This is a genomic window from Porticoccus sp. W117, from assembly GCF_030341905.1.
GTDB lineage: Bacteria > Pseudomonadota > Gammaproteobacteria > Pseudomonadales > Porticoccaceae > SCSIO-12696.
In genome coordinates this window covers 66491-81405 of the sequence record NZ_JATAAF010000012.1, presented here as the reverse complement: position 1 = coordinate 81405, position 14915 = coordinate 66491, and the positions used below count along the sequence as shown (strand labels likewise).

Genomic DNA, 14915 nt, shown 5'->3' with positions numbered 1-14915 from the left:
CAACACTACAATCACGTTCGGCCACATAGTTCATTGAATTATCTGCCGCCCGTTGCTTTTGCAAATCAGGCGGCATAGATTGGGCAAGTCTCATCGAAGCTGTGGTACTAAAGCTGGGGAAAGGTCAGCTCGAGTCAAATCCCCAGGTCTTCTACGCAGCTACCACTGCCACGTACACTGGCGATTCATAGTCTCCTTTCAATACTTGAATGGCGCACATGAAGCACTTCGACGGTATCGTCAACAATGCAATATGAAGCCTATATTTACCGATGATGAAATTGCGAATGCCAAGCTGGATATCAGCTGGAGTAGTTCAGACCAAATCTGACACATCCTCTTGAAAAAGAGAGGGTTACCGATTTTGATTGAAGGTGACTAAACCTGAAATCAATCAAAACCAAAAGGTAACCCTCATGCTTCATACTAACGGCAAGATAGTTAAACACAAGGTCGGCCTGCTAAATCACATGCTCAAACATGAACTACTCTGGCAATTTAGGATCGAGACTATCACCCGCTTCAATATACATGCTCTCAGGATATAGCTCTTTTAGATACATTGCGTAGTCTTTGCTACCTTCATCTTTAACAGCATCTAAAGATAAGATAAGTTTTGAAATGTACTTCTCACTGATTTCAATCTCTCCGAGCTGCCTATAATAGTTAACAGCCAAATACAGATATTCCAGTTTTTGAATTTCATCTAGATCTCCTTCCAAATTCTTTACAATCTCAGAGAGCGCTTTTTTCCGGTAATTATTTGCCCTCTCATGATCTCCAATACTTTGGTACCACCTAGCCAGGACCCTTAATAGCTGATTATTAAATGTATTATCTTTTTGTCTTAATGAGTAGATATTTTCTAGTAGATTAAGTTTTGTTTGAGTACTTGCATCCTTTGGAGGATTTTTAAGCAGATAGTTTTTAATTTCCTCTCTCTCATTGGGGGTCAATCCTGAAAAGTCACCTATGAATGCAGTGAAACCTGACTTTTCACAGAACCATATGCCATATTGATCTGTCAGAGGCCAAAATACCTGATCATACTTCGATGGCCAAAAATAAATATAACTCCCGTAGCTAATAGGCTCGTGAACCGAGCATTTCTCCCCTTTAAAGATAGGATCATCAACTTCAGTCTCGCCCCAGTTAGTTGCTTTCGCAGTCGCGCTCAAAGCCACGCACAATATCAATAAAAAAATCTTCATCTTATATATCCTTTATATAAAGCTTTTGATGCTGATGAACCGCACAACAACCAGAAAATCGCGACAGCGGTTACGCCCGATCTGGCTATGCACTAATCCTTTATTTTTTTCACATTTCCTTCAGAAACTGAATATAAGCCGCCCTTTGTACTTACAAAAAGAGCAATATTCGCTAAGTTACTCTGTAGAACGTGAAATTCACTCGGTTCGGGTTTTAAATGAGTAACAAATTTTGCAGCTGAGTCTTTTTGCGTAGGTCCTAGGTTTATACAACCCTTGGTAGAACTAGAGAGAGAGTCAATATCAACAGTATTATCGTTAATATTGCCAACAAAGTGTCTACCAATTACGACACCTTTACCTTTTGAAGCCACCAGATAGAATTTATTTTTATCAGCCAAGACATAAGCTCGATACTTGTATCCCGGACATTTATTCTTACTTAAGAATTTTTTGATTTCTTTTGTATTTGAGAATGATTTAAGCTTCACATAGGATTTAGATTTGACCGCTTCAGTCAAGCTATTTCCAAGGCTTTGTATCTCTTCAATATTATCTGCGTAAGAATAAAAACAGAGGGATAACAACATAGCGCCTATAAAGCATTTCATTACTTTCTCCTTTGATAAATAGGGAGCAAGATTCAGTCTCCGAGCTCTGACTTCCATCAATCCCACCATAAATACAGTGTTTTTGATTTCCTCATTTCAGACTCAAGGGCTTCAACAGTGCCAGTCCCTTGATCCACCACATCTGGGCAGAATTCATACACCTCTTTTGCGAACTGCCGCCAATCAATACCATCTTTCGTTACATCCGCCTGAAGCCAATCCATGCCAGCTCCTAGCAGCCTGAGATCAAACCTATCATTCCACTCGATATATTTTTTGAGTACATCATCCGCTGTGAGGTCGTAGTTCAAGCCGTTGGTTTTAACTGTCTTCAGGTACTGAATAGAGTCTTTAGTGGGCACAACTGCGACTTCATCATCACCATAGCCAAAGTTGTTATCGTAAAAATAGGCCTGATAAGGACTATCAGAGAGGTTTTTCCTAAGAGTCTTAACTACATTCCAGCCTGAATTTGGCTTCACTTTCAGCAAAACCCCCTTTGCTTTTACTTGATTGTAATCATCGTCATAGGTATGAAGCTGTTCTACCCCTTTAATCGCTGATATCGAGCCAAGAGCATTGGCCTCAATATTATTAGACGCCAGTAAAATTTGGTCTTCCTCCGAAAAGTCATACCCAAAACCAAAGAGCAATAATCCTGCTAAAGCCAATACACTAAATTTCATTTGCATTTATCCACCACTTCAAATTGATTTAATGCCTATTTACTAGAGCACGCTCCTGCGACTCATTACTGATTTTGGTATTTCTGTATCAATTCACCTGTCTCGTTACCTTCCCGGCTGCCATCAGCACGGTTCCAGATATAGTCAAAAATGTCTTTCTGGCTCACTGTGACCTCAGCACCGCCATGGAGGTCGGGTATTTTGAAGGGTTCGTTTTTCAGAAGCCCCTTAATGCTGTCATCGCGCCAGGTGATTACCTCCACCCACATCCATTCAGTACCACCATCTGGAGTCTCGAAAGGAGCTTTTAGTAGAATGTACTCGCCGGGGTTAAGGCCTTTATTGAAAGCTTCTTTCAATAAAGACAGTTTTTCTTTGGCCCTATTGCTGGCGGCCTCTATCTGTTTGTTTTGTTCTACGTAGACGATGGAGTCTTCCCAGCCAAACAAGCGCGATAATAAAGCTTCCTGTTTGGCGTGCAGGTCTCTTCCCTCTATATCGTGGAAAGTCAGCTCCAACAGGATGTTCTGTGGATCGCCTTCTTCCCATTTGCCTGATGCAATACTCAGGGTAACTTGACGTTCAGCATTGTCGAGTAAGCTTTCCAGCATTTCTTTCTTAAAAGGCGTATCAGCCAATTGATCGATGTTGAGTGTCAGCCGGCCATCTGCTTCGGGCACAACTCCTTCGGCCAGAGACTGAGCGACGATATTAATCAGATTGCCCATTGAGCGATTAGAAGACCAAGAAAACTTGTTCACCACGATATCAGGCAACCCAAACTTCGCCATGCCCAAGGTGATAGCCCGCACGTAGTCTGTGTCTTGATAAGCGTGTATCACGGTATGTTGGTGAGCAAGTGGAATGTCACCGTGCCAAGCGTCCAATCGTTGAACCTTCCAGACATCAGGAGTGAAAAGCTCACGAGTTTCTGAGTCCCACAGGTAACCGCCGTTCTCTGTAGCCAGTCGATGGCTGAAGTTGTTTAGTGCCTTCAGGTGCTTGATGTTTTGTTCAATGGGATAGGCTGCGGTCAACACAATGGCCAGCTCAGCCTGCTGCAGCTCTTCTGCCTCCTGGCGGGACAAGCCTCGGCCAAAATAGGACAGTGTTTGCATATCTGGCGGCGGCAGTTGATTTTTCAGGTCTCTAAACTGTTCCAACCGGTATATGGGGCTAGTGACCTTATCAGGCCACTCTTCCGCCTTGGTAAACCCAGGAACTTCGTGCTGCATCAACTTGCCCAGGTTAGCAGGCTCTTTGATCAGGTACAGAATAGTTTGGTAATAAACCGTATCAGCAGGCTCAGGCTCCTGAGCCGCCGTGTTTGCTTGCAACACACATAAAGACAGTAACGTCAGCGCAAGAAATCGAGTGAGAGTAAAGCGAGGACAACAGGTATGGTTCATGAGGCAGGAAGTCCAAATATCCTTATAAAGGCTGGGAGTATAAACCACTTCCCCGCCATGCTGCCTAATCTATCCCCTTCTACCGATAAAAGCAGCACTCTTAACATCACTCAAAGTTGAAGAGGCGATTTAAAATCAGAATTACAATTCAAGGTTAGCAAACTCCAAATCGTATTTTCCCAGCAGCTGTTTGACCCGGTGGGAGTCATTACTAGATTTTTTAGCCGCCCTACTTACATTAAAGAGCTTTCTGCCAGCATCCGCCATTGACCTGGATGATCTACACACCTCGATAAGAGCTGCCAGCTGAATTTGCTCATAATAATCCATAGTAGCGGCATACCCAGCACCCAAGACGCTATCAATCATCTCAACATGCCCTTCTCTATCTTGAGCTCCCACCTGCCACTTGCGCTTGAGGCGCATGATTTCCTCATCCACCAGATCGACAGTAACTCGACCACCATCAGCCAATGTTCCCATACGGGTAATACTGGCGTTGAGGTCTCGAAAATTGGCCGACCAAACTGCTTCGGCAGAATGACTAAATGATAGGTATCTATCTCGGGCCGCTTTGTTGAACTTAACCAGATAACCCGATTTCGTGGAGAATTTTTCCAACTCGTATTCCAGGTTGGGTTCTATATCCTCTTTTCGCTCGTTCAGAGATGGCAGTCGATAGGTCCAGAGGTCAATGCGGGCAAGAAGATCTTCCCGAAACGCCCCTTTCTGGCACTGTTGGATAAGATCTTTATTGGTACCCGCAATCAGCTGAAAGTCGCTACTGACCTCTTTATCGGAGCCAAACGGCATAAAGCGCCTGTCTTCGACAGCCCTGAGCAACATAGCTTGCTCATCCAGCCCGAGCTCTCCGATCTCATCCAGAAACAGCAATCCATTATTGGCCTCCATCAACAAACCAGGACGGTCCGCTGTAGCACCGGTAAATGCGCCTTTCTTATGGCCAAACAATGCTGACATGGCATTTTCACCACGTAACGTGGCGCAGTTCACGGCCACCAAAGGACCAAATAATTTACCCCGCTGCTTACGAAGATCATAAACCCGCTGCGCAAGCCATGACTTGCCGGCACCCGTTGGCCCGGTAATCAATATAGGCTCACTGGAACGGATAGACACTTGCTCAAGCTGGGCAATCATTTTATTAAAGGCGGTATTATTGGTCTCTATGCCACCTTTCAAGTAACTGGTGCCCTCTTGGTGCTCTTTCTGAAAGCGCGAGGCTATTTGGTCGTACTTCGACAGGTCCAGGTCAATAATTTGATATTGCCCTGGTGCATTGCTGCCACGCTTAGCAGGCGATGTTTGCAACAGCTTTCCTGGCAGATAGCCAGCTTCAGTCAGCAGATACAGGCATATCTGTGCCACGTGCGTACCGGTGGTGATATGCGTGAGGTACTGCTCTTCACTGGTCTGAAAATCATAGCCACGAGTGAAATCCAGCAAAGTGCTGTAAACCGTCTCAAAATCCCAGGGGTCATTAAAGTTAACCAGGTGATGAACCACCTCAGTTTCCGGCGATACCCTGGCCACATCTTCGGTAACTTGCTCAGCGAGGCGTTTTGAGTGGTTATCAAATAACAACTCCAGCCGGTCGATAACCATATCTTCGTGTTGGCACATGGAAACGGTGGGACGCCACTTGTCCCAGCGCTTTTCTCTCTTGCCGCGCCGGTCCAGGATAGTCCCAAGAATACTGATCGCTACTGTTCTCATAATATCGAATATATTATTTTTATATCTATTTTGATAGTTAAATTTAACTTAATTTTTTGCTGCAATCACTAGCCTCAGCATAATAAAAATATTTATTCTTTTATTTTCAGCAACTTAAGAAATATTTTCACCTCACTACAAAAGTTGGCCCCCGCCTTGCTATACCCATAACAAGAAAAACGAGAACAGCTATTTACAGGAATTGAAAAATGAATGAACAAACTTACGAAGTGATGCAGGATGGTGGCGTACCTATCAAGTCCTGGACTGTGGGCGTACCTTTTGAAGATAAGGCCAAAGATCAGCTGAAAAACATTTCCCGTATGCCCTTTATTCATAGGTGGGTAGCGGCCATGCCCGATGTGCACCTGGGTAAAGGCGCGACTATCGGTAGCGTAGTGCCCACATTGGGCGCAGTAATCCCCGCTGCAGTGGGTGTGGATATTGGTTGCGGAATGATGGCGGTTCGCACCAGCCTTACCGCTTCCCAGCTGCCGGATAACCTGGCGGGTATTCGCTCAGCGATTGAGAAAGCTGTACCTCACGGTCGTTCTGCTCGCGCCCGAGGCAACCGGGATAAAGGTGCCTGGACTAATGCGCCGGACGACGTAATGACTGCCTGGGCACAACTGGCAGGCCAGTTCGATGTGCTGCAAGAAAAGCACCGTGTGCTGAAAAACACCAATAACCTGAACCACCTGGGTACGTTGGGTACCGGCAATCACTTTATTGAGATGTGTCTGGACGAGCACGATGCAGTTTGGTTAATGCTCCATAGCGGCTCTCGCGGAGTGGGTAACCGTATTGGTACGCACTTTATCGAGATGGCTAAAAAAGACATGGAACGCTGGCATATCCATCTGCCGGATTCTGATCTGGCTTACCTGCCGGAAGGCACTGAGCACTTTGATCAGTATGTGGAAGCGGTGGAATGGGCGCAGGAATTTGCCCGGCTGAACCGCGAGGTAATGATGGCCCGAGTCATTAAAGCCGTGCGCGATACCATGAAAATCAACTTTGAGGCGCGTATGGAAGCAGTGAACTGCCACCATAACTACGTCTCCCGCGAAAACCACTACGGCAAAAACGTATTGGTCACTCGCAAAGGCGCGGTACGAGCCCGCGAAGGTGAGATGGGCATTATTCCCGGCAGCATGGGAGCAAAGTCTTTCATAGTTCGCGGCCTGGGTAACGAAGAGAGCTTTTGCAGCTGCAGCCACGGCGCCGGACGAGTGATGTCTCGTACACAAGCCAAGAAACTGGTTTCACTGGAAGAGCATTGCTTGGCCACAGCGGATGTGGAATGCCGTAAGGACCAAGGTGTAATCGATGAGACCCCTTCTGCGTACAAGCCCATCGAAAAAGTGATGGCAGCGCAAAAGGACTTGGTAGAAGTGGTTTACACGCTGAAGCAAGTCGTCTGCGTGAAAGGTTAACGGTTTACAGGGATGTTTTTACGCCAGGGGATGGCGACCGTTTTTGACGGACGCTTGCGGCTAGTTGTGAATAAACAAGCTAAAGAGAAAGAAGAATGATCACTATCGACGGCTCTCAAGGCGAAGGTGGAGGGCAAATATTCAGAACCTCGTTGACCCTGGCCATGTGCCTTGGCAAGTCGGTCTGCATTGAGAATATTCGGGCAGGCAGAAACAAGCCGGGATTATTGCGCCAGCATTTAACCTGCTTGCGGGCTGCTCAGGGCATTTGCAATGCTCAGGTCAGTGGTGATGCAATGGGATCATCCAGGGTGACGTTTGAACCCGGAAAGGTTAAATCAGGCAGCTACCATTTTGCGATTGGCTCGGCGGGCAGTACGACGTTGGTATTCCAGACGGTGCTACTACCCCTGCTTCTTGCTGATGATATTAGCGAATTAACTCTGGAGGGTGGAACCCATAACGGTATGGCACCGAGCTTCGAGTTTATTGAACGGTGCTTTTTACCAATCATAAATAAAATGGGTTGCCATGTTGAGGTGGAACTAGAGCGATACGGTTTTTACCCGGCAGGCGGCGGATTTTGGAAAGCCCGAATACAACCAACCAAGGGAGTCAAGTCTCTGGATTTGGTCAAGCGAGGCGAAATTATTAAGCGAAAAGCTGTCGCCATATCTGCGCGCGTGCCAGAGCATGTGACAGAACGCGAGTTGGCTCAAGTGCAAAAGAAATGCTACTGGAGCGAATCAGAGTTGACGCAAAAACTGGTTAACTCCGCAGGCCCTGGCAACTTACTATCGTTGCAAGTTGCATCAGAAGCAGTTACGGAAGTGTTTGAATCTGTTGGCGAACGGCATGTCAGTGCAGAGCGAGTTGCCGGGCGAGCGATGAAGGATATGAAGCGTTATCTGGAAGCAGATGTACCAGTGGGTGAGCACTTGGCCGATCAACTGGTATTGCCTATGGCATTAGGTAATGGAGGATGCTTTCGTACTCTACAACCAAGTCAGCACTTGCTGACAAATATTGATGTGATTAAACAAATGACAGGAGTAAACATCTCGCTTAAAGAGCTGAAAAAAGATTACTGGGAAGTTTTTGTCGATAAATAGTTTTTAAAATTCGGAAATTGATTGACATAATATTTTTGAAGATTATTATTGCCAACCAAATTATATTTTTTGAATTTTTAATCGTCGCAATGAAGATAGACTTTATCTACAACACACTTCCCAAGCACAGCTCGATACTGTGCCAGGATAGTTGCGACCAAAATATAGTGCAATTTAAAAATAGCCAGCCAATGTGTGCTGGGTTAGATCGTGAACACCTGAACGTAGCGTATTAGTTAGCTTTCAACCTGGAAGGCTAACTGGCCTTTCAGGTTTACAATGAAATGATATTTTATTGTAAAGCCCGGCAGGCCACCTCTTTACGAGGTAACTGATCCGGGCTTTTTAGTACCCGAAAGAAAATGATGAGAACAGTGAGGAGAATAGCTTGCTGAGTAATTGGACAGAACAACTTTCGAATTTTAATGAACTGTGCCCGCAGATAAGTGGGCAGAGGGAAGATGCGCCCAAAAACTATGTAAGCCCCCTCTTCTCTCATAAACAACGTAATTTTCTGGCTCACTCAATGGCAGAAGGTCAGGAGAAACAACAATGAAGTAGTCTTCGGAAGTTCCGAATGGCTACGCCATTCGGATCAGTAGAAAGCAATTTCGAAACCCCGTCTGGCAGCCCCAGTCGGGGTTTTATTTTTTAGTGTTTTTAAAAGCTGTTGGCCTGTAGCTGAGTGGTAAAGCGTCCGGCTGTTAACCGGAATATCGCAGGTTCGAGTCCTGCCAGGCCAGCCAAATAATTAATTATTTGCCCCATTGGCCCAATTGGAAGAGGCGCCAGATTTAGATTCTGGAGGTTCTTGGTTCGACAAATTTGCAGGAGAGCAAATTTGGGCGCCGCAGGCGGGCGCAGCCCGAGAGCCATGGATGGCTCGAGTCACTCCAAGATGGGGCACCAATTTAGAAATAAGTGTTGCTACGGTGGTGTTAGCTCAGTGGCAGAGTGCCTGGCTGTGAACCAGGAGACCAGGGTTCGATCCCCGGCGCCACCCCAAATGCACAGGAAATATGCGGTGTAGCGTAATGGTAACGCATCGGACTTTGACTCCGATATCCCTGGTTCGATTCCAGGCACCGCAGCCAATGTTAATGATTTTTTGGGGTATGGCATAGCGGTTGTGCACCGGCCTTTTAAGCCGGCATAGGTGGGTTCGACTCCCACTGCCCCAACCACGGACTCGACCAGTCCAGCTGATTAAAAAGCTCTACAGGAGTGGAACTTTGGTCAGCGGCGCTGAAGGTGGCAGGTTCGATTCCTGCATCGGGTGTTAGTGCTCAATGCCGAGCACGATATTGGAGAAGGAGAGAAAAATGGCAATGCAAAACAGCATTCTAAGGCTGAACAAAACAGGTCTGCCTCAATCATGGGTTACCCCTGAAGAGGCTGTGGTTCTGTATGTGAAAGAGCAAGTGCTGTGGAGCCTGGGCGAAGACCACTACCGTATTAACGGTGGCATCAATAGCCATGGTGAGCGCTCGTCTTTGCTGCTTGCCCCCATTATTGCCTGCGAGGGTGACATAGGGAAAAGAGCCTTTATACCGGCATTGAGCAATCGCCTGCTGTTTCGCCGCGACGGCCACCGCTGTATGTACTGCGGACAGCAGTTTGATGATCGGGTACTGACCCGAGATCACATTGTGCCCCGTGTGCAAGGAGGCCCGGATGTCTGGGTAAACGTGGTTGCCGCCTGCGCCCGTTGCAATAGCCACAAAGGTGGCCGCACACCGGAGCAGGCAGGTATGGAATTGCTGGCTATTCCCTTTGAGCCAAATGTATTTGAGTTTATGTACTTGGCAAACCGTCGCATTCGCGGCGATCAAATGGAGTACCTGCAAGCTCGGTTTACCGGGCAAAGATGCTGGCAGGCTGCTTAATGCAATAAGCGGTCTGTCACAACAAGGTTTGGGAACTGTTATTCAAATTAGCGGAGCCGATTCTGATTATCGGCCTGGCACAAGCATGCTTCATGTGTTGTGTACCAATTTGATAACCGGCCTAAACACCGACTTTGTAGCTCAGTTGGGTAGAGCAATCGACTCATAATCGATCGGGCGCAGGTTCGAATCCTGCCAAAGTACCAGTCGTCTGAAACACGACAAAAAGGTAAGGCCGAGAGGCCCGGGGTTCGAGTCCCCACAAGGTTCAGGTCCTTGCTAAATAAATCTACCAGAGGCTCATGGTTCTGGAATGTTTGACATCAATCGTTTGATTCGAATTTTGGATCAAACGAGAGAATTGACAAACTGGAACGCCGATCTCACTGCCGCTATCAGGGGAGTTTGTAGACGGTGTCTGGTCAAGTTTGCTGAATACGGGTTTTACGCGCGCAGTAGTTAACACAAAGGCGCAATGAACCAGATATTCGCAAACCACTGACCCGCCACCCACTGCAGATCAAGCTGTCAGCCCCAGGGTTTTCGGGTGAGCCTCGCTTTATTTGTAACCTAAAGAACAACAAGAGAAAGGAGAGAAAAATGATGTTATGGAATACTGTAGATATCGCCGATAACGAGCGGGCATTACTGTACCGGCGCAACCGGCTGGACCGAGTACTTGAGCCCGGCCGCCATCGCATTAACGCATTGGCTGGCAAAACTCGCCTGGAAAAATACGATGCCACTAACATTGTTTTTGACCACGCCAAAGCCAAGTTCCTGCTCAATACTCAGGCCGAAAAGCTGAATGGTTTTATTGACCGCTTTGAGCTGACCGATATGCAGGTAGGCCTGTTCTACCGCGATGGTCACCTGGTGGATATTCTTGCACCAGGCACCTTCCTTGCCGTATGGAAGGGAATCGAAGACGTGCGTATTGATGTGATCGATATCAGCGAAAAGTTTGCCATTGATAGCAAACTGCTGAAGTTGCTGGGCCGCGGTTTGGCCATTGGCAAAAGCCGCAACGCCTCCAACGCCATCAACTATGTGGAGGTACCCGACGAGCACGTGGGTCTTCTGACCGTTAATGGCAAGTTTCAGGAGCTGCTGCAGCCAGGAAGCTACGGTTACTGGAGGTACAACCGCTCAGTAGCCGTCAAACTGCTGGATTTGCGCTTGCAAGCGATCGAAGTCAGCGGCCAGGAAATCCTGACCAAAGACCGTGTCAGCTTGCGGGTAAACCTAAGCGGTAGCTACCGGGTGATCGACCCCAAGATCGTTGCACTCAAGCTGAACGACTTCGCCAACTTTGTCTATCGCGAGCTGCAACTGCACCTTCGCGAAGCGGTAGGAACCCAGACGCTGGATAACTTGCTGGAAGACAAAGACAGCTTGAACGTCGCCATTGCAGACGGTATTCGCAGCAAGCTGACCGAGTACGGAATTGAACTGGCAAGCGTTGGTGTAAAAGACATTATCTTGCCCGGTGATATGAAGGAAATTCTGAATCAGGTTGTAGAGGCTCAAAAAGAGTCTGAAGCCAACCTGATCAAGCGTCGCGAGGAGACTCAGGCGATGCGCTCCCTGCATAACACCGCCAAGCTGATGGAAAACAACCCAATGCTGCTGCGTTTGAAAGAACTGGAAGCACTGGAGCGTGTCACCGGCCGCATCGACAAGATCTCCGTTTACGGTGGTCTCGATAGCGTGCTGAATGATATGGTCAAGTTGTCTCCCAACAGCTAAACCCGCCATCTATTTGCTATTGCGGCGAATAGATGGCTTTCACTGATAGGTGACATCATGATGATGGAACATGTGATACCTAAAGAAACCCGAGCAGAAATCCTGCGACGAATACGCGCCGCCGAAAAAGAACACAGCGTCAAAATTCTGTACGCTGTGGAATCCGGCAGCAGAGCCTGGGGGTTCGCCTCACAAAACAGCGACTTTGATGTTCGCTTTATCTACGCGCACCCAAAAGATTGGTATGTGGCTGTAGATCTGGAAGATAAACGGGATGTGATCGAATACGAGATAGTCGACGAAATAGACATCAATGGCTGGGATGTTCGCAAAGCACTGAGGCTTTTCAGCAAGTCTAACCCCTCGTTTGTGGAGTGGCTCCAATCACCTATTGTGTACGTAGATGATGGCCACTTTGCTGAACAAGCCAGAAGTTTGCTTAGCCGGGGATACTCTGTTGAAAAAGGCATCTATCATTATCGCAGTATGGCCAAAACCAACTACCGTGGTTACTTGCAAGCAGAAATCGTACCCCTGAAAAAGTACTTCTATGTGCTGCGCCCCCTGCTCTCTGTCCGCTGGTTAGAAGAGTACCGCGAACCTCCGCCCATCGAATTTGATCGGCTGCGCAAGCTAGTGCCTGACGGATCAGAACTTGATCGGGAGATAACTGCTCTTTTGAAACGCAAACAAGCCAGCACCGAAAAAGAGCTTGTACCCGCCATCAAGGCGCTCAATGATTATGTGGAATCGGAGATTGAGCGTTTGAGCAACCTTGATTTGGATAAGGCAATGCTTAGGCCTGATATGTCAGATTTGAACGAGTTGTTTCATTCAGTATTGGGGGTAGCATGACAAATCAAGAACTATGGAATCGGCTTCGTAATCACAAAATTGCTGATCGGCAATATGATTTATTTATCACCAAGCTAAAGCAAGAAACTGGCTGGAAGCATAATCACTGTCTAGAGGTAGTAGATGAATACAAGCGATTTTGCTATCTGGCCACCTTGCAGCAAGGTATGGTTTCACCCTCCCCTGCGATTGATCTTGTATGGCATTTACACCTGACATTCACTAAATCCTACTGGGGTCGGTTTTGCTCAGAAATACTTGGAGCCGAGCTGCATCACACTCCCTCAGATACTCAGATGCAAATGCAATTCGAGAAAACCCTTGCCCTTTATCGAGCCGAATTTGGCAAAGAGCCGCCACAATTAGTATGGAATTCAAAGCCAAATAATAAGAGTCACATACTGAAGTGGTTTGTACCCGCAGCGTTAGCAGGAACCGTAGCGACTGCCTTTGCAGAAAGTGGGGATCAAAGCACCAGTTGGTTAGAAATAGGGTTTTGGTGTGTCGTGGGCTTTTTGGCTCTGCGATTTTTGTTTGCCAGCTTCGGTGGTAAAGGTGGTGGTAAAGACGGTCGCTGTGGTGGAGGTTGCAGCAGCTCATGTGGTAGCTGTGGGGGAGACTAGTAGATACCTGTGGGGGTAGATTTGATAACTCACCCGCTGAGACATAAGCAGTTATTTCAAACTCCTCAGGTATCCATGCAGAATCTCTGCATCCAAGCCATGCAGCATCAACCGAAATCCCGCCTGTAAAGTCGACACAGGTACTGACGGATGCCGATTATTCACCAAACCCAATGGTATGGCATCATTCAGTATTTTACCGATGTAAATGGCAATCGTTTCATCCAGCTGTAAAGAATTACTAGCACGCCAGAAGTCTCGATCGGATAGAAACAGCGCGTACAAAGGCGTATACATTTCAATAGCTGTCTGTAAGTCCAACACATTGAATGCCTTCTCTTTAGGTAACTCAATATCAAACTCGCCATCGGTAATAGAACCCAAATTAAGGTGTTCGGGAGCTGTCAGATCCCGCCCCTCTTCCTTCAGCTTGTGATTTAACTCCAAAATAAAGTTGAATATATTCAGATCGTGAATCAGGAAGGTATCCTCGATTAAACCTTCCAAATTATTGGGACGCAGGGGTTCGGTACTCTCGATGGTGACCTTGGCGTTATCAGCAATAAAACCCAGTATCTCCGTGCCGATATGGAAGTGCCTCAAAATTAGGTAATTGGCATCGTTTCGGACGAAAGTTTTCAATCCCCAATAGATGGTTTTGTGCAATATCCGCGAAGAACTACAACGCTCGGGCAAAATGACTCGAAGAAGTTGCACCAAAATAATATTTAGCCGCGCAAGCGGACGAACAATGGGCAGAAGCAGTCGTCGGGTCCAAGTATTGTGACCACGCAGCAGCGCCTGCTTGGCAGGATCGTGCATAGGCAAACTGCCATCCAGATAGAGTGCCAGCCAAGGATTAGGGTCTTTTGTATTGATGGTTTGATTGTCGAAATCGTCAGACCAACTCATCAGTAGTTCCCCAGTTCTTCCAACTGCAACAGATAAAGCCTGGCGGTTACCCGCGCGGTCTTGGCAATGCGGCCGGCTAAGCCATCATCGCTGAGAATACCGCTTTGCAGCGCATCTTCCAGTTCACCAATATGCTCTTCGTCGTGATCAGCATGGTATAGGTAGAAACTCACTTGATCATCGCTCAGTCTCAATTGTTTCTGAATTTTCTGAGCGAAGGTGCGGGCAAACTGTTTTCCCAATCCCTCGATAATGAACATTGCGCCTAACAGGTCGAATGGATTGGGCTGACTGGCTTGGTGAAACATCCACGCAGACAAGGCTTCACTACCTATATTCTTTTCACTGTTGGCCAACGTCTCTACGTCGCCACCTACTGACAAGTAATTTGCGTCCAACATCTGATAATCGCGATGCTCAGTATTGGCATGACGAATAAAAGTAGAGCGTAGTTCCGGGTAGCGATTATCAATAGAAGAGGAGGCTCGGGCGATCCAACGACTGCCTTCTATAACCTGCTGACGATGGTTTAGCAGGATTTGGCGATAATCTTCCAGCTGTAATTGATCGCGCATAATGCGCTCGATAATAGGCACTTTCAGGAGGCGACTTTCAAAATCGGTCCATGTGATTATGAGTTGACGCATTACAGCTTGTGCCGCTGTTTTAGAGGATTTCATTTCCATAT

14 protein-coding genes and 6 tRNA genes are annotated in these 14915 nt (G+C 47.1%); 13 read left to right on the top strand and 7 right to left on the bottom strand.

Annotation, left to right across the window (positions count from 1 at the left end):
* A partial coding sequence (locus tag QSV34_RS15195; RefSeq protein WP_353738374.1) for an integrase core domain-containing protein occupies nucleotides 1-78 on the top strand: 78 nt, incomplete at its 5' end.
* Nucleotides 79-485: 407 nt separating this feature from the next.
* On the opposite strand, the gene QSV34_RS10165 is transcribed toward QSV34_RS15195, so the two are convergent.
* The 5 genes from QSV34_RS10165 to rtcR form a co-directional block, all read right to left on the bottom strand.
* On the bottom strand, nucleotides 486-1211 hold the full coding sequence (locus QSV34_RS10165) for a DUF2225 domain-containing protein (protein ID WP_289154354.1): 726 nt from the start codon (nucleotides 1209-1211) through the stop codon (nucleotides 486-488).
* 92 nt (nucleotides 1212-1303) lie between these two features.
* Nucleotides 1304-1822: a hypothetical protein gene (locus tag QSV34_RS10160; RefSeq protein WP_289154352.1), complete on the bottom strand. Its 519-nt coding sequence runs from the start codon at nucleotides 1820-1822 to the stop codon at nucleotides 1304-1306.
* A 56-nt stretch (nucleotides 1823-1878) separates the two neighbouring features.
* Nucleotides 1879-2508, bottom strand: coding sequence for a DUF4253 domain-containing protein (locus tag QSV34_RS10155; protein ID WP_289154351.1), 630 nt, complete (start codon nucleotides 2506-2508; stop codon nucleotides 1879-1881).
* 65 nt (nucleotides 2509-2573) lie between these two features.
* The gene (locus QSV34_RS10150; protein ID WP_289154349.1) at nucleotides 2574-3917 is read right to left on the bottom strand and encodes a DUF2314 domain-containing protein; all 1344 of its coding nucleotides are present in this window, start codon (nucleotides 3915-3917) and stop codon (nucleotides 2574-2576) included.
* A 141-nt stretch (nucleotides 3918-4058) separates the two neighbouring features.
* A complete protein-coding gene (gene rtcR / locus QSV34_RS10145) occupies nucleotides 4059-5654 on the bottom strand; it encodes an RNA repair transcriptional activator RtcR (protein ID WP_289154347.1) in 1596 nt (531 codons plus the stop codon).
* A 209-nt stretch (nucleotides 5655-5863) separates the two neighbouring features.
* On the opposite strand from rtcR, the gene QSV34_RS10140 reads away from it, so the two are divergent.
* The 12 genes from QSV34_RS10140 to QSV34_RS10085 all read left to right on the top strand — a co-directional run bounded on the left by QSV34_RS10140 (nucleotide 5864) and on the right by QSV34_RS10085 (nucleotide 13315).
* On the top strand, nucleotides 5864-7090 hold the full coding sequence (locus tag QSV34_RS10140) for an RtcB family protein (RefSeq protein ID WP_289154344.1): 1227 nt from the start codon (nucleotides 5864-5866) through the stop codon (nucleotides 7088-7090).
* Between the two features lie 95 nt (nucleotides 7091-7185).
* Nucleotides 7186-8202 carry an RNA 3'-terminal phosphate cyclase gene (gene rtcA, locus QSV34_RS10135; protein ID WP_289154341.1) on the top strand — a complete coding sequence of 339 codons (1017 nt, stop codon included), beginning with the start codon at nucleotides 7186-7188 and terminating at the stop codon, nucleotides 8200-8202.
* 671 nt (nucleotides 8203-8873) lie between these two features.
* Nucleotides 8874-8948: transfer RNA gene (locus QSV34_RS10130), tRNA-Asn, on the top strand.
* Between the two features lie 15 nt (nucleotides 8949-8963).
* A tRNA-Leu gene (locus QSV34_RS10125) sits at nucleotides 8964-9111 on the top strand.
* A 22-nt stretch (nucleotides 9112-9133) separates the two neighbouring features.
* Nucleotides 9134-9205: transfer RNA gene (locus QSV34_RS10120), tRNA-His, on the top strand.
* 17 nt (nucleotides 9206-9222) lie between these two features.
* A tRNA-Gln gene (locus tag QSV34_RS10115) sits at nucleotides 9223-9296 on the top strand.
* Nucleotides 9297-9311: 15 nt separating this feature from the next.
* Nucleotides 9312-9386: transfer RNA gene (locus tag QSV34_RS10110), tRNA-Lys, on the top strand.
* 138 nt (nucleotides 9387-9524) lie between these two features.
* The gene (locus tag QSV34_RS10105) at nucleotides 9525-10088 is read left to right on the top strand and encodes an HNH endonuclease (RefSeq protein WP_353738380.1); all 564 of its coding nucleotides are present in this window, start codon (nucleotides 9525-9527) and stop codon (nucleotides 10086-10088) included.
* Between the two features lie 130 nt (nucleotides 10089-10218).
* Nucleotides 10219-10294, top strand: a tRNA-Ile gene (locus QSV34_RS10100).
* A 394-nt stretch (nucleotides 10295-10688) separates the two neighbouring features.
* On the top strand, nucleotides 10689-11837 hold the full coding sequence (locus QSV34_RS10095; RefSeq protein WP_289154337.1) for a slipin family protein: 1149 nt from the start codon (nucleotides 10689-10691) through the stop codon (nucleotides 11835-11837).
* 57 nt (nucleotides 11838-11894) lie between these two features.
* On the top strand, nucleotides 11895-12692 hold the full coding sequence (locus tag QSV34_RS10090) for a nucleotidyltransferase domain-containing protein (protein ID WP_289154336.1): 798 nt from the start codon (nucleotides 11895-11897) through the stop codon (nucleotides 12690-12692).
* Entirely contained in the window at nucleotides 12689-13315 is a 627-nt protein-coding gene (locus tag QSV34_RS10085) for a glycine-rich domain-containing protein (RefSeq protein ID WP_289154335.1), read from the top strand. The genes QSV34_RS10090 and QSV34_RS10085 overlap by 4 nt, the downstream gene beginning before the upstream one ends.
* A 51-nt stretch (nucleotides 13316-13366) precedes the next feature.
* Here QSV34_RS10085 and QSV34_RS10080 read toward each other — a convergent pair whose 3' ends face one another.
* The gene (locus QSV34_RS10080) at nucleotides 13367-14227 is read right to left on the bottom strand and encodes a DUF6999 family protein (RefSeq protein ID WP_289154333.1); all 861 of its coding nucleotides are present in this window, start codon (nucleotides 14225-14227) and stop codon (nucleotides 13367-13369) included.
* A complete protein-coding gene (locus QSV34_RS10075) occupies nucleotides 14227-14913 on the bottom strand; it encodes an iron-containing redox enzyme family protein (protein WP_289154330.1) in 687 nt (228 codons plus the stop codon). The genes QSV34_RS10080 and QSV34_RS10075 overlap by 1 nt, the downstream gene beginning before the upstream one ends.
* Nucleotides 14914-14915 lie beyond the last annotated feature (2 nt).